At 61.8% G+C, this 23,672-nt stretch carries 21 protein-coding genes; 10 read left to right on the plus strand and 11 right to left on the minus strand.

The window, feature by feature from the left end:
* Positions 1–78: 78 nt before the first annotated feature.
* From hemL to GRB80_RS11655, 6 genes are all read left to right on the plus strand, one after another.
* Positions 79–1,371, plus strand: a complete 1,293-nt coding sequence (hemL, locus tag GRB80_RS11630) for a glutamate-1-semialdehyde 2,1-aminomutase (protein WP_132043394.1) — start codon at positions 79–81, stop codon at positions 1,369–1,371.
* Positions 1,372–1,420: 49 nt separating this feature from the next.
* On the plus strand, positions 1,421–2,680 hold the full coding sequence (locus GRB80_RS11635) for a P-loop nucleotide/nucleoside kinase family protein (protein WP_161423686.1): 1,260 nt from the start codon (positions 1,421–1,423) through the stop codon (positions 2,678–2,680).
* Positions 2,681–2,690: 10 nt separating this feature from the next.
* Positions 2,691–3,305, plus strand: a complete 615-nt coding sequence (rdgB, locus tag GRB80_RS11640) for an RdgB/HAM1 family non-canonical purine NTP pyrophosphatase (RefSeq protein WP_161423687.1) — start codon at positions 2,691–2,693, stop codon at positions 3,303–3,305.
* Positions 3,305–4,486 carry a radical SAM family heme chaperone HemW gene (gene hemW / locus GRB80_RS11645; protein WP_161423688.1) on the plus strand — a complete coding sequence of 394 codons (1,182 nt, stop codon included), beginning with the start codon at positions 3,305–3,307 and terminating at the stop codon, positions 4,484–4,486. The genes rdgB and hemW overlap by 1 nt, the downstream gene beginning before the upstream one ends.
* Before the next feature lie 94 nt (positions 4,487–4,580).
* Positions 4,581–5,258 carry a YiaD family glycine zipper/OmpA-like lipoprotein gene (locus tag GRB80_RS11650; protein ID WP_132043402.1) on the plus strand — a complete coding sequence of 226 codons (678 nt, stop codon included), beginning with the start codon at positions 4,581–4,583 and terminating at the stop codon, positions 5,256–5,258.
* A gap of 91 nt (positions 5,259–5,349) precedes the next feature.
* Positions 5,350–6,198 (plus strand): 23S rRNA (adenine(2030)-N(6))-methyltransferase RlmJ, encoded by an 849-nt coding sequence (locus GRB80_RS11655; protein WP_161423689.1) that lies wholly within the window; start codon positions 5,350–5,352, stop codon positions 6,196–6,198.
* A 20-nt stretch (positions 6,199–6,218) separates the two neighbouring features.
* On the opposite strand, the gene GRB80_RS11660 is transcribed toward GRB80_RS11655, so the two are convergent.
* The 7 genes from GRB80_RS11660 to GRB80_RS11690 all read right to left on the minus strand — a co-directional run bounded on the left by GRB80_RS11660 (position 6,219) and on the right by GRB80_RS11690 (position 14,152).
* A complete protein-coding gene (locus GRB80_RS11660; RefSeq protein WP_132043406.1) occupies positions 6,219–7,364 on the minus strand; it encodes an iron-containing alcohol dehydrogenase in 1,146 nt (381 codons plus the stop codon).
* A 62-nt stretch (positions 7,365–7,426) separates the two neighbouring features.
* Complete coding sequence (locus GRB80_RS11665) at positions 7,427–8,809, minus strand: aldehyde dehydrogenase family protein (protein WP_132043408.1); 1,383 nt, start codon at positions 8,807–8,809, stop codon at positions 7,427–7,429.
* A 41-nt stretch (positions 8,810–8,850) separates the two neighbouring features.
* Complete coding sequence (locus tag GRB80_RS11670) at positions 8,851–10,221, minus strand: glutamine synthetase family protein (RefSeq protein WP_202597216.1); 1,371 nt, start codon at positions 10,219–10,221, stop codon at positions 8,851–8,853.
* Positions 10,222–10,314: 93 nt separating this feature from the next.
* Positions 10,315–11,367 carry a TRAP transporter substrate-binding protein gene (locus GRB80_RS11675; RefSeq protein WP_132043410.1) on the minus strand — a complete coding sequence of 351 codons (1,053 nt, stop codon included), beginning with the start codon at positions 11,365–11,367 and terminating at the stop codon, positions 10,315–10,317.
* Positions 11,368–11,512: 145 nt separating this feature from the next.
* Positions 11,513–12,835 carry a TRAP transporter large permease gene (locus tag GRB80_RS11680; RefSeq protein WP_132043412.1) on the minus strand — a complete coding sequence of 441 codons (1,323 nt, stop codon included), beginning with the start codon at positions 12,833–12,835 and terminating at the stop codon, positions 11,513–11,515.
* Positions 12,835–13,431, minus strand: coding sequence for a TRAP transporter small permease subunit (locus GRB80_RS11685; RefSeq protein ID WP_132043414.1), 597 nt, complete (start codon positions 13,429–13,431; stop codon positions 12,835–12,837). Before GRB80_RS11685 ends, GRB80_RS11680 begins: the two co-directional genes overlap by 1 nt.
* The gene (locus tag GRB80_RS11690) at positions 13,424–14,152 is read right to left on the minus strand and encodes an N-formylglutamate amidohydrolase (RefSeq protein ID WP_374708669.1); all 729 of its coding nucleotides are present in this window, start codon (positions 14,150–14,152) and stop codon (positions 13,424–13,426) included. The genes GRB80_RS11685 and GRB80_RS11690 overlap by 8 nt, the downstream gene beginning before the upstream one ends.
* A gap of 202 nt (positions 14,153–14,354) precedes the next feature.
* Here GRB80_RS11690 and GRB80_RS11695 point away from each other — a divergent pair, with 202 nt between their 5' ends.
* Positions 14,355–15,221, plus strand: a complete 867-nt coding sequence (locus tag GRB80_RS11695) for a MurR/RpiR family transcriptional regulator (protein WP_132043418.1) — start codon at positions 14,355–14,357, stop codon at positions 15,219–15,221.
* A 133-nt stretch (positions 15,222–15,354) separates the two neighbouring features.
* On the opposite strand, the gene mnmE is transcribed toward GRB80_RS11695, so the two are convergent.
* The 4 genes from mnmE to rpmH form a co-directional block, all read right to left on the minus strand.
* Positions 15,355–16,722: a tRNA uridine-5-carboxymethylaminomethyl(34) synthesis GTPase MnmE gene (mnmE, locus tag GRB80_RS11700; RefSeq protein WP_132043420.1), complete on the minus strand. Its 1,368-nt coding sequence runs from the start codon at positions 16,720–16,722 to the stop codon at positions 15,355–15,357.
* 102 nt (positions 16,723–16,824) lie between these two features.
* Entirely contained in the window at positions 16,825–18,513 is a 1,689-nt protein-coding gene (yidC, locus tag GRB80_RS11705; protein ID WP_132043422.1) for a membrane protein insertase YidC, read from the minus strand.
* 129 nt (positions 18,514–18,642) lie between these two features.
* A complete protein-coding gene (rnpA, locus tag GRB80_RS11710; protein WP_132043424.1) occupies positions 18,643–19,095 on the minus strand; it encodes a ribonuclease P protein component in 453 nt (150 codons plus the stop codon).
* A 13-nt stretch (positions 19,096–19,108) separates the two neighbouring features.
* Positions 19,109–19,243: a 50S ribosomal protein L34 gene (gene rpmH / locus GRB80_RS11715; protein WP_027960517.1), complete on the minus strand. Its 135-nt coding sequence runs from the start codon at positions 19,241–19,243 to the stop codon at positions 19,109–19,111.
* A gap of 578 nt (positions 19,244–19,821) precedes the next feature.
* On the opposite strand from rpmH, the gene dnaA reads away from it, so the two are divergent.
* The 3 genes from dnaA (at position 19,822) to recF (ending at position 23,654) form a co-directional block, all read left to right on the plus strand.
* The gene (dnaA, locus tag GRB80_RS11720) at positions 19,822–21,291 is read left to right on the plus strand and encodes a chromosomal replication initiator protein DnaA (protein ID WP_161423690.1); all 1,470 of its coding nucleotides are present in this window, start codon (positions 19,822–19,824) and stop codon (positions 21,289–21,291) included.
* Between the two features lie 107 nt (positions 21,292–21,398).
* The gene (gene dnaN, locus GRB80_RS11725; protein ID WP_132043430.1) at positions 21,399–22,502 is read left to right on the plus strand and encodes a DNA polymerase III subunit beta; all 1,104 of its coding nucleotides are present in this window, start codon (positions 21,399–21,401) and stop codon (positions 22,500–22,502) included.
* A gap of 48 nt (positions 22,503–22,550) precedes the next feature.
* The gene (recF, locus tag GRB80_RS11730) at positions 22,551–23,654 is read left to right on the plus strand and encodes a DNA replication/repair protein RecF (protein WP_161424331.1); all 1,104 of its coding nucleotides are present in this window, start codon (positions 22,551–22,553) and stop codon (positions 23,652–23,654) included.
* Positions 23,655–23,672: the final 18 nt, after the last annotated feature.

Consider the following 23,672-nt stretch of genomic DNA (forward strand, 5'->3'; position numbering starts at 1 on the left):
AAGACGTTTGCCCCCTTTTCACTCCCTGTGAATAGCTTATCCAGAGAATTATCCACAGCACCGAGGACAGAATACGACATGACAACCTCCGCTCAGCTTTTCGCTCAGGCCTGCCGACATATTCCCGGTGGCGTCAACTCGCCGGTGCGTGCCTTCAAGGGACTGCATCGTCCGCCGGTGTTCATGGAGCGCGCCCAAGGAGCTTACCTGTTCGATGTGGAGGGCCAGCGTTATGTGGATTATGTGGGTTCCTGGGGCCCGATGATTACCGGCCATGCCGATCCCGATGTGCTGGGCGCGGTGCGCAGCCGCCTCGACAACGGCCTCTCGTTCGGGACCCCCACCGCCATCGAGACCACCATGGCGGATCTAATCTGCGAGATGATCCCCTCCATCGAGATGGTCCGCATGGTTAACTCCGGTACCGAGGCCACCATGTCGGCGATCCGTCTAGCGCGTGGCGTCACCGGGCGTGACAAGATCGTCAAGTTTGAGGGCAACTACCACGGTCACTCCGACTCCCTGTTGGTCAAGGCAGGCTCGGGAGCACTGACCCACGGCGAGCCCAGCTCTCCCGGGGTTCCCGCATCCCTGGCCGAGCACACCATCACCCTGGCCTATAATGATGTCGAGGCAGTGGAGCAGTGCTTCGAGGAGATCGGCGATCAGGTGGCCTGCATCATCGTCGAGCCAGTGGCCGGCAATATGAACTGCATTCCCCCGCAACCCGGCTTCCTGGAGTGCCTGCGTCGAGTCTGCAATGCTCACGATAGCGTGCTGATCTTCGACGAGGTGATGACCGGGTTCCGTGTGGCCATGGGCGGGGCCCAGGCGCACTATGGCGTGCGCCCCGACCTGACTTGCCTCGGTAAGATCGTTGGCGGTGGTATGCCCGTGGGCGCCTTTGGGGGGAATGAAACCCTCATGTCCAATATTTCGCCGTTGGGCCCCATCTATCAGGCGGGCACGCTATCCGGTAACCCGCTGGCCATGGCGGCGGGCATCGCGCTTCTCGGCAAGTTGCGTGAGCCCGGCTTCCATGATGCTCTGTCACAACGGGTCGACACCCTTTGCCACGGCTTGCAGGAGCGTGCCGATGCGGCAGGCGTGGAGATGATCACCCAGAGTGCCGGGGGCATGTTCGGCCTCTTCTTCACCGGCCAGAGCCGGGTCGACAACTTTGCCCAGGCCACCGCCTGTGATGCCGACGCCTTCCGTCGCTTCTTTTCGGCGATGCTCGACGAGGGTGTCTATCTCGCGCCGTCGGCCTACGAGGCGGGCTTCATGTCCAGCGCCCATACACCGGAGGATATTCAGTTCACCCTGGATGCCGCCGAGAAGGCCTTCGTGGCTATGCAACGTCAAGACTGAGCAACGTCAGGACTGACGCACTATCGAATCCACCACCGGGAGAATCACCATGCGTCATACCTTGGACGCCAACAAGGCCGGCAGTGGCGAAAGTCTTGAGCTGGAATCGCTTATCGATGCCCTGGTGGCCCATCATCGCGATGCGATACCCCACGCTGCTGTGGCGCAGGATGCCGGTCGGCCATTGACGCTGGCCATGAAGGCCGAGCTGGCGGAGATCCGCGGGGCCCTGTGGGATGAAGGGGAGCGTGAGCGGCTCGACCAGCTGGGCGAGTGGCTGGAGCAGGACCTGGTGCGGCTGACGCCCATCCTCGAGGCGCGTGCCAATCGGCAGGTACCGAGTTGGGCGCTGCACCATCCCGAAAGCCGACTGTGTCACGGCGGACGCCCGCTGCTGGTCAATGCCATCGGTCGTGACCTGGAGGTGCCGGGGGCGGATCTCGTCGACGATCCGGCAAGCGACCTGGCGGCGCTGCTAGTGGGCCTGGAGGGGCGCGAGACTCCGGAGTTGACGCGGTTGGCGCTGGATCGCTATCTGCGCCAATCAGGAGACTATGAACTCGCCCGTCTGCTTTCGCTGTTCGGAACCTGTCATGCGTTGACCGCGGCTAGACGTGCCCTGCGGCGTCGACTCGCGGATGGGGTCGATACGGAAAACTCCGCTCTGCTGGCCGAGAGCATGGCAGAGTGCCGTCGCTACCTGGCGCTTGCCGAGCGGATTGCGGAGTTTCGCTTTCCACCACTGGTGATCGCCGTGGGCGTCTCGGGCAGTGGCAAGAGCCGCTTTACGCGTGGGCTGGTGACTGGCCTCGGTGCGATTCGTGTCAGTTCAGAGGCTGAGCGTCAGCGTCTTGCACAGCTTGAAGAGAGTTCAAACCATCCACAGGACGATTCCGTTCAGAGGGGTGTGGATATCTTCGGTGAGGCAGCCACGGCAGCGACCTATCGACGGCTTGCCGCCTGTGCCGGCTATCTGCTCGATGCCGGTATTCCCGCCTGTGTGGATGCCACCTGCCTGACCCGCGCCCAGCGCGATCAGTTGCGTCAGCAGGCCGAGGCCCGTGGCCTCCCCTGCCTGCTGGTCAGCTTCGAGGCCGATGATGCCACCCTGCGGCGGCGCATCGAGAAACGAGCCACGCGCCAGGGTGTCCCCGTCGAGGAGAGCCTGGCGGTATTGGTGCGGCAGCAGCAGCGGTTCGAGTCGTTCGGCGACGAGGAGCGTCTGCATCTGGTCCATCTCGATACCACCGCGGACAATGCCGCCGATACCCTACTGGGGTTGATCGAGGAGCACGTGAAGCTTGCCTGAGAGAAATGTCATGATCACTCCCGCTCGCCTGGTGCTTGCCAGTGGCAATGCCGGCAAGCTGCGCGAGTTCGCCCAGCTGCTGGGGCCGCTGGGCTGCCAGGTATTCCCACAGTCGGACTTTGCCGTCTCCGAGGTGGAGGAGAGCGGCCTGACCTTCGTCGAAAACGCTCTATTGAAGGCGCGTGAGGCCAGTCGTGTCAGTGGCCTGCCGGCGCTGGCCGATGATTCGGGCCTCGAGGTCGATGCCCTAGAGGGGGCGCCCGGTATCTACTCGGCTCGCTATGCCGGCGAACCGAAGAGCGATGCGCGCAACAATGCGAAGCTGCTCGAGGCGCTGGCCGAGGTTCCCGAAGGAGCCCGCGATGCACGCTACTGGTGTGTGCTCGTGTACCTTCGCCATCCCGAGGACCCGGTGCCGTTGATCGTGCAGCGCAGCTGGGAGGGGCAGATCCTCGCCCATCGCCGTGGCGAGGGGGGCTTCGGTTATGATCCACTGTTCTGGCTACCCGATCAGGGCATGAGTGCCGCCGAGCTGTCGGCGGCGGAGAAGAATCGCTTGAGTCACCGCGGGCGGGCGCTGCAGGCACTGGTCGAGCCATTCCGTCGAGTCGGCGGGAGCCTCTGATGGCATTACTGCCCCCGATGCTTCCGCACTTGGCACTCTATGTGCACGTACCCTGGTGTGTGCGCAAGTGCCCTTATTGCGACTTCAACTCGCATGGCGTCGGCCGCGATGCCGGACTGCCCGAGGAAGCCTATCTCGACGCCCTGCTCGCCGACCTGGACGCCGACTTGCCGCTGGCGGGGGGGCGCGAGCTGGTCAGCCTCTTTATCGGCGGTGGTACGCCGAGTCTGCTCTCTGCGGATTTCTATCGTCGCCTGCTGGCGGGAGTAGCCGAGCGGCTGCCCTTGGCCCGCGATATCGAGATCACCCTCGAGGCCAATCCCGGCACCCTGGAGCGGGGTCGCTTCGCGGGCTACCGCGCGGCGGGTATCAATCGTCTGTCGCTAGGAATACAGAGCTTCCAGGCAGCGCAGCTCGAGGCGCTGGGCCGCATCCACAGCGGTGATGACGCCGAGGCCGCCTTCGTCGAAGCCCGCGAGGCCGGTTTCGACAACCTCAATATCGATCTGATGCATGGGTTGCCGGGCCAGACCCCCGAACAGGCGCTGCAGGATCTTGAGCGTGCCCAGGCGCTGGGACCCGAGCATCTCTCCTGGTATCAGCTCACCCTGGAACCCAATACGGAGTTCTACCGCTATCCGCCGGCTCTGCCCGAGGAGGAAGCACTCTGGGAGATCCAGGATCGAGGCCATGAGCGTCTCGAGGCTTCGGGTTACCATCGATATGAGATATCGGCCTATGCGAGACAAGGGTATCGATCGCGGCATAATCTCAACTACTGGCGGTTCGGTGACTATCTAGGCATCGGCGCCGGCGCCCATGGCAAGTTGAGCACACCCGGCGAGGAGGATGGTCTGCATATCGAACGCCGCTGGAAGAGTCGTCAGCCTGACTCCTATCTGCGCCGGCGCCACGATCCGCGTGGTTTCGTTGCCGATGCGCATCGCGTCAGCGAGGCCGATCTACCGCTGGAGTTCGCCATGAATGTCCTGCGACTCCCCGAGGGGGTGCCGATGACGCTGTGGCGTGATTCCACCGGTTTGCCAGAAAACTTGCTGGCCGAGCGTCTTGTGACCGCTCGTGAAAAAGGAATGTTGGTGGAAGCGGCCCATAGGCTTCAAGCTTCGCCTCGAGGTCTACTATTCTTGAATGAATTGCTGGCATCGATCGACGAGCAATGACGATGCCGCCTGTGAAAAGGCTCATCGCAACCTTCGCCATTAACGGCCCCCATGGATGATAGATCGGGCCCTTTGAACCAAGGAGATATTCACGATGACCAAGCCATTTCGCCTTGTTGCTCCGTTGGCTGCCGCTGTTCTACTGGCGGGCTGTGCCACCACGGACCCCTATAGCGGCCAGACCAACCGCAATCAGACGGGAACCGGTGCCGCCATTGGCGCGGTGGTGGGCGCCGCCGCTGGTGCACTCAGCGGTGATGGCAGCACCAGCCGTCGCGACCGAGCTCTTATAGGTGCCGCCGTGGGCGCCGCAGCGGGTGCCGGTGTCGGCGCCTACATGGATCGTCAGGAGCAGCAGCTTCGTCAGAGCACCCAGGGCACCGGCATCGGCGTCGACCGTCGCGGTGACGATATCGTCCTGAATATGCCCAGTGAGGTGACATTTGGATTCGATTCCAGCGACCTGACGTCCAATGCGCGCAATGCCCTCAATGATGTGGCCAGGGTGCTGACTCAGTATGACGATACCCGCGTCAATATCGGGGGGCATACCGACAGTACCGGAGACGCCGGCTACAACCAGCGCCTCTCCGAGCGTCGTGCCCAGGCCGTGGGCAACTATCTCGCTCAGGCAGGTGTGGCGGGTAGTCGCCTGAACATGGCCGGCTACGGCGAGAACCAGCCGGTGGCCAACAACAACACCGAGCAGGGTCGTGCCCAGAACCGTCGTGTCGAAATCACCCTCTCTCCCATTCAGAGCCGCTTCGAGTAAGCGCTATCTCACAGCAAGCGGTAACCTGTCGGGCTCGTCACACATGTGACGAGCCCTTTCTCTTTCTGACCGATTCGCGGATCCTTCTCCCATGCTCTCCTATCAGCACGCCTATCATGCCGGCAACTTTGCCGACGTTCATAAACATCTGACGCTGCATGGGGTTATCAATCATCTATTACGTAAAGAATCATCTATTACGTATATTGATACTCATGCCGGCCGAGGCCTCTATCCTCTGGCCGCGGAGGAGACAGCTCGGCTGCATGAGTACCGTCTGGGGGTTCTGCCCCTATGGGAGTCCCGTAGATCGCTTTCGACGAATGGACTTCTGCATGGCTGGCTGGCGGCCCTGGCCGAGGTACAGTCGGATCCGTCACGGTTGAGCCACTACCCAGGATCGCCCTGGTGGATGAGCCGGTGCCTGCGCTCCCAGGATCGTCAGTTGCTCTTCGAGCTGCATCCAGGGGAGCATGAGCATCTGACGGAACAGACGCTGGACGGCGCCGTCCGTAAGATCCATGGCGATGGCTTGAAAGGATTGGTGCAGCGTTTGCCGGTGAAGACGCCGCGTCTCTGTGTGCTGATCGACCCCAGCTACGAGCGCAAGCAGGAGTATGTCGAAGTGGCCGATACGCTGTCGACGACCCTGCGTAAGGCGCGGCATGCCGTGATAATGGTGTGGTATCCGCTATTGCCGGCGGGACGCCACCACGAGCTGCTTGAGGCGATCAAGGCACATGGGCTACGCAAGGTGTGGCGCAGCGAGTTTATGCTGCATGCTTCCAAGGAAGGGATCGGCGGCATGTATGGCAGCGGCATGTTGATAACCAATCCGCCCTGGGGGCTTGATAAGCACCTGGCCGAGGCCATGGCGAGAGTAGCGCCCCTGCTATCGCGAGAGGCCCGCTACCAGGCCGACTGGTGGGTGGGCGAGTAGCGGGCAGAGAGGCGAAGGGATCACAGGCAGCGCCTGAACAGTGCCTCGAGATTGTCTTGGGTCAGCGTGATGGGGTTACCTCCGCAGCTGGGATCTTGCAGGGCCATGGCGACCAACTCGTCGATGCGATCCTCGGTAACTCCTATCTCGGAGAGGGTGCGGGGAATGCCCAGCTGGTCGTTGAGTGTCTGTACAAAGGTACGGAAGCCATCGAAACCGCCCTCGATGCCCAGATAGGCAGCGGCCATGTCGAAGCGCTCGCGGATCGCCTCGGCGTTGAGATCGAGTACTGCCGGCATGCAGATGGCATTGGTGGTGCCATGATGGCTGTTGAACAGGGCCCCGATGGGATGACTCATCGCATGGATGGCCCCCAGGCCTTTCTGAAAGGCGGTGGAGCCCATCATCGCCGCACTCATCATCTGACCGCGGGCCTCGATATCGCCGCCATCGGCATAGGCTCGCGGCAGATATTCCTTGACCAGACGCATGCCCTCAAGGGCGATACCCTGACTCATGGGATGGTAGTGGGGACTCGAGAACGCCTCGACACAGTGGGCAAAGGCGTCCAGGCCGGTACCGGCAGTGATCGGCTTCGGCATGCCGACGGTGAGTTCGGGGTCGCAGATCACCACCGAGGGCAGCACCTTGGGGTGGAAGATGATCTTCTTTTCGTGACTTCGGGAGTTGGTGATCACGCTGGCTCGACCTACCTCGGAGCCAGTTCCGGCAGTGGTAGGCACTGCGACGATGGGGGCGATCGCCTCGGCGTCGGCACGGGTCCACCAGTCAGCGATGTCTTCGAAGTCCCACACTGGACGCGTTTGACCGGCCATGAAGGCCACCATCTTGCCAAGATCGAGTCCCGAGCCTCCTCCGAAGGCAATCACACCGTCGTGCTTGCCTACCCGGTACGCCTCCACTCCGGCCGCCAGGTTGATGTCGTTGGGGTTGGGGTCGACCTCGGCGAAGAGCGCACGACCGAGGCCGGCCGCCTCGAGGATATCCAGCGTGGCTTGGGTGATGGGCAGGGTGGCCAATCCCTTGTCGGTCACCAGCAGAGGGCGGCGGATGCCGGCCTGGGCGCAGGCCTCGGGTAGCTCGCTAATTCGCCCCGCGCCAAAGCGGATGGCGGTGGGATAGGACCAGTTTCCCGTCAGTGTCATGGTGTCTTCTCCTCGGATGTTAACAGTACCCCGTTCGGGGCGCGTTTGATGCCTGGTATCGGTTAGTCCGATGGAGCCTTGAGGTAGTAGGACTTGGGGCGGGTCAGATTGTGGTAGCCAATGACCGACAGCGAGCCGCCGCGGCCGGTATCCTTGCAACCGGTCCAGCACAGTGCAGGATCGAGATAATCGGCGCGGTTCATGAACACGGTACCGGTCTGGAGCCTATCGCCGATATGTTCGGCGCGAGCAAGGTCGGCGGTCCAAAGGCTGGCGGTCAGGCCAAAGGGGCTGTCATTCATCAGCCGAATTGCTTCGGCATCATCGGCAACGGGCATGATGCCCACCACCGGGCCGAAGCTCTCGTCGCGCATCACTCGCATGCCATGGTTCACCCCGGTCAGGATCTGCGGTGTCAGATAGGCACCGCCATCGTCCTGGGGTTTTGTGGTGATATGTGCCGTGGCGCCGGCGGCGACCGCCTCGTCGATCTGAGCACGTACTTCGGCGGCGAAGCGCACATGGGCCATGGGGCCGATATCAGTGGTCTCTTCCAACGGGTTGCCGAGCCGGTAGTCCTCGACGAGTGCCACGGCTTTCTCGACAAAGGCGTCGAAGAGACTTTCGTGCACGTAGATGCGCTCGATGCCGCAGCAGCATTGGCCGGAATTGAACATCGCGGCGTCGATCAGGGTGGCAACGGCGGCATCGAGATCGGCGTCCTCCATCACATAGCCTGGATCCTTGCCGCCCAGCTCCAGGGCCATGCCGGTGAAGGTGCCCGCGGCTGCTTGTTCCAGGGTGCGGCCGGCGTTCACCGAGCCGGTGAAGTTCACGAACTCGAAGGCACGTTCGGCAATCAGCGTCGAAGTGGTGGCGTGATCGAGGAAGACGTTCTGGAACACCGCTTCGGGGACCCCCGCTGCGTGGAACGCCTGAGCCATGCGCTCGCCGACCAGCAGGGTCTGAGTGGCATGCTTGAGAAGCACGCTGTTGCCGGCGATCAGCGCCGGGGCCACGCTGTTGATGGCGGTCATATAGGGATAGTTCCAGGGCGCGACCACCAGCACCACGCCGTGAGGAACACGCTTGATGTAGCGCTTGAGGCCGGCGTCGTCGCTAATCATGATATCGGCCAGTGCCTGCTGGGCGATCTTGGCCATGTGTCGGCCACGCTCCTCGAAGCCGCCGAACTCGCCTCCGTAGCGCACCGGCCGCCCCATCATATGGGCCAGCTCGGGAACGATAACGTCGTTCATCTCACCCACCGCGGCGATGCCGGCCAGGACGCGGTCGATACGCTCCTGCAGCGGGCGGGCGGCCCACTCGAGCTGGGCTTTGCGCGCCTGTTGTGCCACCTGACGCGCGGCGTCGGGTGACAGCGTCAGGCGTTCGGCAAAGACCGTGCCGTCGATCGGTGAGATGCATTGCAGTGTCTGGCCCATTATCCTCTCCGGTAGGCTGAAATCGTTGAACATTGCCTTGCTCAGGCGCGCTCGAAGCCGCGTGCCACCTCAAACTGGGTCACCACCTGGTCGAACGCTTCCAGCTCGACCTCGGCGGCACGCACGTAGTGGTCCACCACGCTGTCGCCCAGCGCCTCGCGCAGCATCGTGGAGCCGGCGAGAGCGTCTCTGGCATCGCGCAGGTTCTGTGGAATCAAGCCACTGTCGCCGCTGTAGGTGTCGCCCTTGGCCGGCGGCGGTAGCTCCAGCTCCTCGGTGATTCCGCGAATGCCGGCGGCCAGCTGGGCCGCCATGGCCAGGTAGGGGTTCAGGTCGGAGCCACCGATACGGTTCTCCACCCTTACCGCCTCGGTACCCGCTGCACAGAGGCGGAGGCCGGCGGTACGGTTGTCCACCGACCACACCGTGCGCGTCGGGGCGAAGGAGCCCTTCTGGAAGCGCTTGTAGCTGTTGACGTAGGGCGCCAGAAAGTAGGTGGTATCGGCGGCGTAGCGCAGCAGACCGGCCAGGTAGTGCTTCATCAGTGGCGACATTCCCAGTTTGTCATCCTCATCGAAGAAGGCGGACGATCCATCTCGAAACAGCGACTGATGAATATGGCTGGAGCTGCCCGAATGGGCGTGGTGCCACTTGGGCAGAAAGGTCACCGCACGGCCCTGCTGCCAGGCGATCTCCTTGATCGCATGCTTGGCGATGGTGTGATAGTCGGCGGTATCGAGTGCCGGCGCGTAGCGAATATTGAGCTCTTCCTGGCCGCGGCCGGCTTCCCCCTTGGTCCCTTCGATGGGGATCCCGGCGGCGTGGAGGTGATTGCGCACGGGGCGCATCACATGCTCTTCCTTGGTGGTCTGGAAGATATGGTAGTCCTCGTTGTAGCCACTGATCGGCTGCAGGTCGCGGAAGTCCCCCTGCCGGATCTCGTCGAAGCTCTGTTCGAACAGGAAGAACTCCAGCTCGGTGGCCATCATCGCGCTCAGACCCAGCTCACTCAGACGTGCCAGCTGACGCTTCAGCATCGCGCGCGGGGAGTGGGCTACGGGTTCATGGGTGTGGTGATCCAGCACGTCACACAGCACCAGCACCGTGCCCTCGAGCCAGGGTAGCGGACGCAGCGTGCTCAGGTCGGGCCGCATGATGTAGTCGCCGTACCCGGCCTGCCAGGACGTGCTGGCATAGCCATCCGGGGTTTCCATTTCCAGGTCGGTGGCCAGCAGATAGTTGCAGCAGTGGGTCTCTCGCCAGCCTCCGTCGATGAAGTGGTGCGCATGCAGCCGCTTGCCCATCAACCGGCCCTGCATGTCGACGAAACACGCCAGCACCGTGTCTACCTCACCGTTTCTGACCTGATCCGCTAGGGCTTCCAGGGCATCCAGCGTCACTGCACTGTTCATTTCCAAGGCTCCTTATGGGGTCGCCGTGCCGCGCCCCGAGGATGTTGGGGCGCGGTAAGGCTCGGGGTCCGGCGTAGCCGGGATCGTGATGTCTCAGGCGTCGGTGTAGCGGTAAGGTCGGCCGGCCTTGCGCATGTCGGCGTTGTACTGCTTGAAGATCTCGACCACCTTGGCCTTGGTTTCCGACTGGGCGGCGATTTCGTCCCAGAATGCGTGGGCGGCGTTCTCCACCTGATCCCACTCGGCGTCGGGAATGGAAGTGAGTTCGAGCTTGTCACCATGTACCCGCAGCTTGGCCTCGCCGCCCCAGTACCAGTGCTGACGGTAATAGTGGGACTGCTCGCAGCAGACCTCGAACAGCAGTCGAAGATCCTCGGGCAGCGCGTTCCAGCGCTCCATGTTGACGAAGAAGTGGCCGATCCAGGCCCCCGAGATGTTGTTGGTCAGGAAGTAATTGGTGACGTCGGCCCAGCCGACCGTATAGTCCTCGGTGATACCCGACCAGGCGATGCCGTCCAGCTCCCCGGTCTGTACCGCCACCTCGATATCCTCCCAGGGCAGGGTCACCGGCACCACGCCGAACTGTGACAGGAAGCGCCCGGCGGTGGGGAAGGTGAAGATACGCTTGCCCTCGAGGTCCTTGAGGCTGCGAATCGGATCCTTGGTGACGAAATGGCAGGGATCCCAGGCGCCGGCACTGACGTGCTTGACGCCGACCTTGGCGTACTCCTCCTCCCAGATCTCCTTGAGTCCGTACTGGTTGAACAGCACCGGTACATCCAGGCTATAGCGCGAGCCGAAGGGGAAGTAGCCGCCGAACACGGTCACCTCGGTGGGCGAAGCCATGGAGTCGTCGTCCGACTGTACCGCGTCGATGGTGCCACGCTGCAGGGCACGGAACAGCTCGCCGGTAGGCACCAGCTGATCGGCATAGAACAGCTCGATCTGCATGCGGTCCCCGGCGATGCGGTTGAACAGGTCGATGGCCGGTTTGGCGACGTGCTCAGCCAGCGCGGCGCCGGCATAGGTCTGCATGCGCCACTTGATGGTGGGTTCGTCCTGGGACTGCGCCATGACGCGGCTGGCCAGTGGCGCCATGGCGGCACCGGCGGCGGCGGTAATCAGAAACTTGCGTCTTGTTGTCATTGTCTCGCTCTCCTGCTATCTCATAACACTGTTGATAACACTCGTCTTTTCCTTGTTTTCTACGTGATTGAGCGCTCCTCCCTGAGTGCTTCCTGATGGCGATGACCCTCGGTACTAACGCCAAATCGGATGGTCATCGATTGGTTTATTGACCATAGACATAGCCGGGCAGCCACAGGGCGATCTGTGGGAACAGCATCACCAGGCTCAGGGCCACCGTCATCACGAACACGAAAGGGATGATCGAACGGTAGATATCGCGAAGACCGATCTCGGGTGGAGCCATGGCGCGCATCAGGAACAGGTTGTAGCCAAACGGCGGCGTCATGTAGGCGATCTGGGTGGTGATGGTGTAAAGCACCCCATACCAGATCAGGTCGAAGCCCAGGGCATCGACCAGCGGCACATAGAGCGGCGCCACGATCACCAGCATGGCGGTATCGTCGAGGAAGGTTCCCATCACGATGAAGCTGAGCTGCATCAGGATCAGGATCAGCCATGGTGATAGTCCCAGCTTCTCCGTGAAGAGGCTCTCGATCGCCTTGACCGCGCCCAGCCCATCGAAGATGGCGCCGAAGGCCAGGGCGGCGAGGATGATCCACATGAACATGCAGGAGATCGCCAGGGTCTGGCGCACCGACACCTCGAATACCCGGCGTGTCATGCGCCCCTTTAGTATGGCCGCCAGCAAGGCCGCCGTGGCACCCACCGCGGAGCTCTCGACCAGCGAGGTCCAGCCCTTGACGAAGGGCACCATCATCACCGCGAAGATCACCAGCGGCAGCACGCCCGCGCGCAGCAGGCGCAGCTTTTCCGCCATGGGGACATCGCGCTCCTCGGCGGGCAGTACCGGTCCCAGCTCGGGCTGCAGGCGACAGCGAAAATAGATGTAGAGGATAAACAGCGTCGCCATCATCAGCCCCGGCAGCACCCCGGCCAGCCATAGCTGGCCCACCGGCTGACGAGCGATCATCGCGTAGAGCACCAGCACCACGGAGGGGGGCACGAGAATCCCCAGGCTCGAGCCTGCCTGGATAACACCCGTGACCATGATCTTGTCGTAGCCACGCCGCAGCAGTTCGGGCAGGGCGATAGTGGCGCCGATGGCCATGCCCGCCACCGAAAGCCCGTTCATGGCCGAGATCAGCACCATCAGGCCGATGGTTCCGATGGCCAGCCCTCCTCTGACTGGCCCCATCCAGACATGAAACATCCGGTACAGGTCGTCGGCGATGCGGCTCTCGGAGAGCACATAGCCCATGAAGACGAACATCGGCAGGGTCAGCAGCGGATACCACTTCATCAGCTTCATGGCGGAGGAGAAGGGAATATCCACTCCCCCGGTGCCCCAGAGGAGTACACCGGCCAGGGCGCCGACGAAACCGATGGCACCGAATACCCGCTGTCCGGTCATCAGCATCAGCATCATCGAGCTGAACATGACAATGGCGATCATCTCGTACGACATCAGATATCCACTCCGCGAAGCCGGCCGATATCCCGGAAAAGTTCGGCAAGGGATTGAAGAATCATCAGAAAAATACCGATGCATAACAGGGTCTTGATCGGCCAGAGCCACGGCCGCCAGGCGGTGGGGCTGCGCTCCAGGAAGCCGACCATGTCTCCCGCTGCCGAGGGCCCCTGGGTCAGGAAGGTCCATCCCAGGTTGAACAGGAAGGCGAAGGGTTCGCTGCCGAAGTAACCCAGCGAGTAGGCCGTCGATACCAGTCCGCCGTACAGCAACACTCCCAGGTAGAAGAGCAGGAAGAACACCGTGAAGGCATCGACCCAGGCTTTGGTTCGGAGGCTCCAGTCGCCATAAAACAGATCCATGCGCACATTCGACCCGAGCTGGATCGAGTAGGGGCCGCCCAACACGAAGTACGCCACCATGACGAACTGGGCGGTCTCGAGCGTCCACATCGAGGGGGTCAGAAACACCTTGGAGGTCGACGACCACAGCAGCACGCCGATCAGCACGAAGATCAGGTACATGGCGCTCCGACCGATGGCACGGTTGAGGGCATCGATGGTGCGGATATAGCTGCGGATCAGGCTAGGCATGGTGGGATCCTTTCGGACCGGGGCGGGTCAACCCCAGCTCTGCCAGAGCCGGTTCAATCAACTGCAGCAGCTCGCCGGCCATTATCTGGATGGCGTCGGGGGTAGACAGCAGGTCGTTGCGGATCTCGAGCATCACGTTGGGTAGCCCATGGCCGATGCCATGCAACTTCAGCGAGTGGGTCACGCCGTCTTCGGGCCCGTAGGGTGCGTTTCTCTCTATCTTGCGGTGCGCCAGGTGTGATGCCTGGGTCAGCATGGCATCGGCCAGACGGCTGTCCGCGTCGTGGAGTACGCCGATCTCCACCGCCCTTGGCCGGCCGTGATAGTCGGGGGTGAAACTGTGCACGGTGACCAGCGCGGTGGGGTGTTGCCGCTCGGTGCGAGCCTCGATGACCTGGGTCACGCTGCGACAGAAGGGACGGTAGACGGACTCGATACGGGCTTGGCGCTGGTCCGGCGTCAACTGATGATTGCCCGGGACCTCGATGATCTCGGAGCGTTCGGGCATGGCGCTGGCTGCCTCAGGGGGGCGATTGCAGTCATACACCAGCCGCGAAACACGGCTGGCCACCAGGGGCGCATCTAGCGCCTGCGAGAGCCGCAGGGCCAGCTCACGAGCCCCTGGGTCCCATGCCGCATGGCTGTAGCGGTGTCGGGGGTCCAGACCCAGCTCGTGATAGGACGAGGGGATATGATGCGATGCGTGTTCGCACAAAAGCACCACCGGCCCCATGCCGGCAGGGTTGTGCAGCTCTACACTCGGGGATGCCTCAGTTGTTGACATTGTTGTTATTGGCATTGTTGTTATTGACATCGTGTTTCCTCCACGTTCTTGTAAAGATATAGACGGGAGTTAATATGAATGTCAAGATTTATTCAGACGCGCCTCTTGCCCCCTATGGCGCACCATAGACAGGTGATGCTTGACGACTCCTAAACCTACCGTGCGTGAGCTTATTCGCCAGCACTATTCGGCACTTACCCAGTCCGAACGCAAGTTGGCCAACACCCTGCTGGAGAACTATCCGGCGGCGGGGCTCGCCTCGATCACCAGCGTAGCTAGTGCGGCAGGGGTCTCCTCGCCGACCGTGGCACGGATGGTGAAGAAGCTTGGTTTCAAGGGATATCCGCAGTTTCATCAGGCGCTGCTTGATGAACTTGAAGCCCGCGGTGTGGGGCCGACACAGCGGCGCAACAGCTGGCTTGCCGAGGCACCCGAGACGCACCTGTTGAACCGACTGACCCACGCGGTTCGCCATAATCTCGAGCAGACCTTCGCCCATATAGAGTTGGAACGGTTCGATCAGGCGATTCACCGGATGGCCGACACCGAACATCAGCTTTTTATCGTCGGTGGTCGCATCACTCATGCGCTGGCCGACTACGCCTTTACCCATCTGCAGGCAGTGCGCCCACGAGTCACTCATCTAAGTGACTCCTCGGGCACCTGGCCGCATTACGTGCTCGACATGCAGCCAGGGGATACCCTGCTGATCTTCGATATTCGCCGTTACGAGACCAACCTGCTGCGTCTTGCCGAGCTGGTCGGCCAACGTGGCGTGGCCATCGTGCTATGTACCGACCAGTGGGGGTCACCGATCTCAAGCGTGGCGGATGTAACCTTCAACTGCTGGGTGGAGATTCCATCCGGATGGGACTCTAGCGTCTCCACCCTGATGCTGCTTGAGACAATGATCGCCGCGGTTCAAGAGCAGCGCTGGCCGGAGGTCCGTGATCGTTACGAGCGACTGGACGAGCTGTTCGACAAGACGCACTTCTTTCGCAAGTGAACGCTACTGGTCGATACAGAAGCTGCCGAAGCTCTCGCATGCTGATCTACTTGCCGATACAGAAGCTGCCGAAGATCTCGCCGAGCGGGGTTGTATGAGTGGCGCTGACAGCGCCGTGGCTCGGTGTACTGGTCTACTTGCCAATACAGAAGCTGCCGAAGATCTCGCCGAGTAGATCATCGGCGCTGAACTCACCGGTGATCTGGCCCAGTGCCTGCTGGGCATCACGCAGGTCCTCGGCGAGCAGCTCGCCTGCACCGTGGCCGGTGAGCTGAGCTTCTCCGTTCTCGAGTGCCTGTTCGGCGCGATCCAAGGCATCGAGGTGGCGCCGGCGGGCCGAAAAGCGCCCCTCTGCCGTGGCGTTGAAGCCCATTACCTCCTTGAGATGCGCCTTCAGGTTATCCACACCCTCCGTGGTCTTCGCCGAGAGCTTCACGATGGGAGTGGGTGTGGACAAGTCGAGTCCCGGGCGCTCTTCGCTGGCGTCGATCTTGTTGCGTACCAGGGTCAGCCGCGAAGGGTCGGGTAGCCGGGCCACGAACTCCGGCCAGATTGCCATCGGGTCGGTGGCGTCGGTGGCTGCGGCATCGACCAGTAGCAGTACCCGGTCGGCCTTCTCGATCTCTTCCCAGGCGCGAGCCACACCGATCTGTTCCACGGCGTCCGGCGTGTCGCGCAGGCCGGCGGTGTCGATCACATGCAGCGGCATGCCGTCGATATGGATATGCTCGCGCAACACGTCCCGAGTGGTGCCGGCAATATCGGTGACGATGGCCGTCTCCTGTTCGGTCAGGGCATTGAGCAGGCTCGACTTGCCCGCATTGGGCCGACCGGCAATCACCACGTTCATGCCCTCACGCATCAGCGCGCCCTGGCCGGCGGCGGCACGAACCATTGCCAGCTCTGCCTTTACCTCGGCGAGCATCGCCGCCACCCGGCCGTCACCCAGGAAGTCGATCTCCTCTTCGGGGAAATCGATGGCCGCCTCCACATAGATGCGCAGCTCGATCAGACGCTCCACCAGGCCTTCGACTCGTCTCGAGAAGTCTCCCTGCAGGGAGCGCAGGGCATTTTCCGCCGCGGCCTGGGAGCTGGCATCGATCAGGTCGGCGATCGCCTCGGCCTGGGCGAGGTCCAGCTTGTCGTTGAGGAAGGCGCGTTCGGAGAACTCACCCGGACGGGCGGGGCGGGCCCCCAGCTCGAGGCAGCGGCCGAGCAGCAGATCCATGATCACCGGACCACCATGCCCCTGGAGCTCGAGGACGTCCTCCCCGGTGAAGGAGTGTGGCCCGGGGAAGAAGAGCGCGATGCCTTCATCAATCACGCCGCCGCTGCCTTGAAAGGGTCCATAGTGCGCGTGACGAGGTGCGGGGTAGTGGCCCACCACCGCCTCGGCGATCGTTGCACAGAGCGGGCCTGAGACCCGAATGATGCCGACGCCGCCGCGTCCCGGCGGAGTGGCCAGTGCGGCGATGGTGTCCTGGTCGTGAAGCGGGGCCATGGGGGTCTCCTATGCGTGGTGCAGGCATTGTCGTCGCGCCTCCGCAGAAACGCCAGACCCCCGCATGGGCGGGGGTCCGGGGAGTGGCTCGGGAATGAGCGGTTACTTGGTCTTCATGCCCTTGCCGACGCTGGGGTCGTTCTCGATCTTACGAGTGATCACGTACTGCTGGGCGATGGAGATGATGTTGTTCACCACCCAGTAGATCACCAGACCGGCCGGGAACCACAGGAAGAAGAAGGTGAAGACGATGGGCAGCATGCGCATGATCTTCGCCTGCATGGGGTCCGGCGGCGTCGGGTTGAGCATCTGCTGCACGAACATGGAGGCACCCATCAGGATTGGCAGGATGAACAGCGGATCCTTCACCGAGAGATCCTGAATCCAGAACATGAAGGGGGCGTGACGCAATTCCACGGACTCCAGCAGCATCCAGTAGAGTGCGATGAATACCGGCATCTGCACCAGGATCGGCAGACAGCCCCCCAGAGGATTGATCTTCTCCTTCTGATAGAACTTCATCATCTCCTGGGACATCTTCTGGCGGTCGTCGCCATACTGCTCCTTGAGACGCTGCATTTCCGGGCCCAGCTTGCGCATGCGGGCCATGGACTTGTAAGCCTTGGCGGAGAGCGGCCACAGGGCAGTCTTGACCAGGATGGTCAGCAGCACGATGGACCAGCCCCAGTTGCCGATCACGTCATGAATCTTGTCGAGCAGCCAGAACAGCGGATTGGCGATAAACCACAGCCAGCCGAAGTCGACGGTCAGCTTGAGGTTGGGTGCCACCGCTTCCATATAATCCTGCACCTTGGGGCCCACATACAGAGTAGCGCCCAGGCGTGCCTCACCATCGGCTGCCAGCTCCGTCACGGGCCCGGCAAAGGCGGCCACGTTGCGCCCCCGGGAGTCGGTGGTGGCGTAGAAGAGATTCTGCTGGTTCTGCGGCGGTGCCCATGCACTCACGAAGTAGTGCTGGATAATTGCTACCCATCCGCCCTCGGCCTCGCGGTTCTCGAACTTGCCCTCCTGAATCTCATCGAAGTCGACCTTCAGGTAACGATCCTCGGGCGTGGAGTAGGCCGCACCGAGATAGGAGCGCATTCCCATCTTCGGGCCAGAGGAGGGATCACTGCTGTTGTCTCGGGCCAGTTGCCCGATGAAGCGGGCAGAGACAGGCGACTCGGTATGGTTGGCCAGAAAGTACTCGACATCTACCGCATAGCTGTTGCGTTCAAAGATAAAGCGCTTGATGACCTCGATACCGTTGACCTCACCATTGAGGTCTACCTCGAGGCGGTTGTCCCCCTCGGCCAGGCGATACTCGGTCTGCTCGGGGGCATAGGCGATGCGCCCGGACTGGCCATCTAACTGAAGCCCGGAACGTGCCACGTAGCTGCGCGTCTCGCCATCAGAAAGCATCACGTAGGAGCGATCCGAGTCGAGGCTCAACGTATGCTGGGGCAGGGCCGCATAGACGATGTCGCCGCCCTGGGGGTCGATACGCAGATCCAGCACGTCGGTCATCACGGCAACCAGGTCTCGGCTGGACGCTGTCGCGTTCTCGCCAGGCATCGCCTCCGTCATGCGATCGCCACTGTTCGCCGTGGGAGCCGCCAGGCCTTCATCAGTATTCTCGACTTGGGAGCCGTTGTTTGCGGACTGGCTGCTGGTGAAGGAGGGAGCCTGCGGCTCAGCGGCCATCTGGCCGTAGTCCTGATTCCACTGTACGACGATCAGATAGGCGAGCACCGCCAGTGGAATCAGCAATAGGAGTCGTTTTACGTCCATGAGGGTTCTGCCCAGTGGGTAGTGAACTTGCCAGGGGCGGAAGGCGATTCAGCCGCCCGAGATAGACAAAAGCCTGCCAGGGGCAGGCTGTATTCCGAACACGGACTTTCTAGGGTAGCCCCGGCAGCGTCAAGTCCTGTCTTGCGAAGGAGTGCGCTCATGATCCCGCGAGCTCCGATCCGATGAGGGTGGCTCGATGTTCGGTGGTAGCTGTGTTGCGAACGATTTCTTGGCGTCGCGAGTCAGCCTTTTCCACATTCCGAACAGCTGCCGGTGCAGGGTCTCATTGTCCAGTTCACCGACTCCGCGTCGTGACAATATCACGATGTCGACGGCAGGTAGCCGATGTTGCTGAAATCGGATCGATTCGCGTACCAGCCGTTTGACACGATTACGGTCCACGGCGCGGCGCATGCTCTTCTTGCTGATCACAAGGCCGATACGGGGGTGTCCCAGATCGTTGGGCGAGGCGAGTGCCATCAGCCCTTTGCCATGTACTTTAAAGGCAGCGTTCTCGAAGACCTGACGGTAGTCCCCTGCCGTCAGCAGGCGCAGACGGCGGGGAAACGTTTGACAGGGCACGCAGGGTCCGTGATCAGGCGCTCAGGCGCTTGCGGCCCTTGGCGCGACGACGCGCCAGGACGGCACGACCGTTCTTGGTGGCCATCCGGGCACGGAAACCATGCATGCGCTTGCGCTTCAGGACACTGGGCTGAAAGGTGCGTTTCATAACTCGTTATTCCCACGTGGTTTTCAGGACGATTCGTCGTTTTCGAGGCGCCTGGATTCCCGCTGGGAACCCGGACGTATTCGGCTCAAGACCGGAAATTGTAGTGTTTTCCCCCGAGCGGTGCAATTTTTCCGTGTGCTTGTTGCACTTCTCGGCAAGGTAGGGGTGATGGCGATGGCACCGGGAGGTGTGAGATTTCGGCAGCCAGAGGGAGATTCAGGTACCTAGCAGGCTTGCGCCGTATCAATATCAATAATGTTCATATCTTGTAATGCCTTGTTATTAATGCTGGGGAAGTTGTTTGTGGATAACTGGTTTTATATCAATTACGACAACTAGTTGGGATGCTATAAAATATGTGGATAGTGATGGGAAAAACGGTGCCCTTCACGCGGGAATCCTGTGGATGAAAATGGGCCTTCTCCACAACACTGGATTGCCCACAACTCAATACAGAAGGCGTCATCACACCATACGCCTGTTTTCCACAGGGTGTGTCAAGGTGCCTCGGGGTGTGGATAACCGAGTGTTGTGGCGATACAATGCCCGGCCGTTTTACGACAAGGTGGTGACGTCGCGTGTCGCTGGCTCTCTGGCAACAGTGTCTGGATACCCTGCAGGATGAGTTGAGCTCGCAGCAGTTCAACACCTGGATTCGCCCGCTTCAGGCAGAGGAGGGCGAAGGGGGAGAGCTATGCCTGCTGGCCCCCAATCGCTTCGTGCGCGACTGGGTCAGCGACAAGTTTGCCAAGCGGATCACCGAATTGCTGCGCGAGCTCTCCCCCGCGCGGCCACCCAAGGTAGTCCTGAGCGTGGGAAGCCGGCGTGCCGCACCTCGGCCACAACCGCGGGAGCTCGGCACTCCCGTATCGGCGATGCCACGGCAGCCGGCAGCTCCTGCGGTCCATACGCGACCCCGGGGTGAGGTGGCCGACGAGGCCGAGATTCAGGCATCCCGAGACGAAGCGCCATCGGCCCGACGACCAGGAGGGGAGCGTCAGGTCCAGGTAGAGGGGAGTCTCAAGCACACCAGTGGCCTCAATCCCAACTTCACCTTCGAGACCTTTGTCGAGGGCAAGTCGAATCAGTTGGCTCGGGCCGCCTCGCGCCAGGTGTCGGAGAATCCCGGTGGGGCCTATAACCCGCTGTTTCTCTATGGGGGCGTGGGCCTGGGCAAGACTCACCTGATGCATGCCGTAGGCAATGCCCTGGCGGGCCGCCGCGAGAATGCGCGAGTCGTCTATCTGCACTCCGAGCGCTTCGTGGCCGATATGGTCAAGGCGCTGCAGCTCAACGCCATCAATGATTTCAAGCGTTTCTACCGTAGCGTCGACGCTCTGCTGATCGATGATATTCAGTTCTTCGCCGGCAAGGAGCGTTCTCAGGAGGAGTTCTTCCATACCTTCAACGCCCTGCTCGAGGGCGGTCAGCAGATGATCCTTACCTCCGATCGCTACCCCAAGGAGATCAGTGGTGTGGAGGAGCGCCTCAAGTCCCGCTTCGGCTGGGGACTGACGGTCGCGATCGAACCTCCGGAGCTCGAGACACGAGTCGCCATCCTGATGAAGAAGGCCGATCAAGCCAGGGTCGACCTGCCGCACGATGCCGCCTTCTTTATCGCCCAGAAGATCCGCTCCAACGTGCGCGAACTGGAGGGGGCGCTCAAGAAGGTAATCGCCGACTCCCACTTCATGGGCAAGCCGATCACCCAGGACTTTATCCGCGAATCGCTGAAGGACCTGTTGGCCCTTCAGGACAAGCAGGTGGGGGTCGACAATATCCAGCGTACCGTGGCCGAGTACTACAAGATCAAGCTCGCCGACCTGCTTTCCAAGCGCCGCTCTCGCTCGGTGGCACGCCCTCGACAGGTGGCCATGGCCCTGGCCAAGGAGTTGACCAATCATAGCCTGCCTGAAATCGGTGATGCCTTCGGAGGGCGTGATCACACCACGGTGCTGCACGCCTGCCGCAAGGTGAAGCAGCTTCAGGAGGAGAGCTCCGACATCCGTGAGGATTACAAGAACCTCATGCGACTGCTGACCAGCTGATCGCTCCGCCCTCCGAGATACTGCCGGCTTGTGGTTTAATGGTCGTCATGCCATCTGGCCGGGCCCCTGCCGGCTGCAACCCTTTCAGGACAAGACGTGGAGCCGACATGAAATTTTCCATCTCCCGCGAAGCGCTGCTGCGACCGTTGACGCTGGTGGCAGGCGTGGTCGAACGCCGCCAGACCCTGCCGGTACTTTCCAACGTATTGATTCAGGTAGGGCAGGACGAGGTCGCTCTGACCGGCACCGACCTGGAGGTAGAGTTGATCGGTCGCACCGTGGCTAGCCGGGTGGATGAGCCTGGTGGCGTTACCGTGCCAGCCCGAAAGCTGATGGATATCTGCAAGTCGCTCCCCGACCAGGCCGAGATCCAGCTCTCCCTGGAGGATGGGCGCGCCGTATTGCGCAGTGGTCGATCGCGCTTCACCCTCTCTACCTTGCCGGTCGCCGAATTCCCGAGCATCGAGGACAGTCAGGGTAGCACCGAGTTGAGTCTGCCGCGGGGAATGCTCAAGCACCTGATCGACGCTACCTCCTTCGCCATGGCACAGCAGGATGTGCGCTACTATCTCAATGGCATGCTCCTCGAGATGCGTGACAACCTGATCCGCGCGGTGGCTACTGACGGCCACCGCCTGGCGGTCTGTTCGCGTCCGGCGGAGCTTCATGTGGAGTCGCCTCAGAAGTTGATCGTACCGCGCAAGGGTATTCTGGAGCTGGTGCGCCTGCTCGATGATGGCGAGGATCCGGTCAGCCTGACCCTGGGAGCCAGCCATATTCGGGCCCACACGGGAGACTTCACCTTCACCTCCAAGCTGGTTGACGGCAAGTTCCCCGACTATGAGCGAGTGGTTCCCCGCGGTGGGGACAAGGTGTTCATCGCCGAGCGTGCCGAGATGCGGCAGGTGCTGTCACGCACCGCGATTCTCTCCAACGAGAAGTATCGAGGAGTGCGACTTCACCTCGAGGAGGGCAATCTCAAGGTGATGGCCAATAACCCCGAGCAGGAAGAAGCCGAGGAGAACATCGCGATCGAATACAGCGGCGACTCTCTCGAAATTGGCTTCAATGTCGGCTATCTGGTCGATGTACTCAATGCCATCGACGACGAGCGCATCCAGATGACGCTGGCAGACTCCAACAGCAGTGCGCTGATGGAGGAGCCGGGCGGTGGGGACGCTCTCTACGTCGTCATGCCGATGCGCCTGTGACCTATCCAGTGCGGCCCGATCGGGCCGCCATGTTCTCCCCTTATGTCTATGCCCCTTGATCATCTCGTCTTCCATGGCCTGAGAAATCTTCAACCTATTGATTTTAAGCCGAATAATCAGGTCAATCTGATTGCTGGCGAGAACGGGAGTGGCAAGACCAGCCTGCTGGAAGGCATTCATGTTCTGGGTATGGGGCGCTCGTTCCGTACCCGTAACATGCGACATGTCATTGCCCATGACGGTGATGAACTGATGGTCCATGGTCGTATTGCCGGTTCCCCCCCTGTGCCATTCGGCGTAAGGCGCCGTCGCAATGAGGATGAACTTGAAGTTCGTCTTGCAGGAGAGCGTGTCAGTAGGCTATCTCGACTGGTGGAGACCCTTCCCCTTCAGCTGATCAACCCCGATGCCTTCCGGCTTCTAGAGGGCTCTCCGGCTGGCCGGCGAGAGTTTCTTGATTGGGGAGTGTTTCACGTGAAACATGACTTCCTGGAGGCCTGGCAGCGCGCGCGGCGGGCGCTGAAACATCGGAACGCCCTGCTCAGACATGGTAGAATGGACCCCGACTCTCTGGCGGCCTGGGAGCTGGAGCTGGTGCACTGGAGCGAGCGGGTCGATGAGATGCGCTCTGCCTGGATCACGGCCTTTCTCCCGGTCTTCGAGGAAACCCTGAACGGACTGTTGCCGCTGAAGGATCTTCAGCTGCGCTACTCTCGCGGCTGGGATCGACGAAAATCGCTGGATGAGCTGTTGAGACAGGGCCGCGATGTCGACCGACAGATGGGATTTACTCAGCAGGGGCCTCAGCGAGCCGACCTGGCGATCCGCCTGGGGAAGCGGCCCGCAGTGGAGGTCCTGTCAAGGGGCCAGCAGAAGCTGGTGGTCAGTGCCCTGAAGCTTGCTCAGGGGCGATTGCTGGAAGCCAGTACGGGACGCCGCTGCGTCTACCTGATTGACGACCTTCCAGCGGAACTGGACGACACGCATCGGCGACTGTTCTGCCGCTGGCTGGAAAACATGCGCTGCCAGGTGTTCATCACCACCATCGATCACGATGCCCTGGCGGATCTGTGGCAGGCCGAGACCCCGGTCGAGATGTTTCACGTGAAACGCTCGGCGTCCGGGAGCGGTACGTTGCTGCCACTGGAGTGACAGATTTCATGACGGAGC

The sequence above is a fragment of the Halomonas icarae genome (genome assembly GCF_009901955.1).
GTDB lineage: Bacteria > Pseudomonadota > Gammaproteobacteria > Pseudomonadales > Halomonadaceae > Halomonas > Halomonas icarae.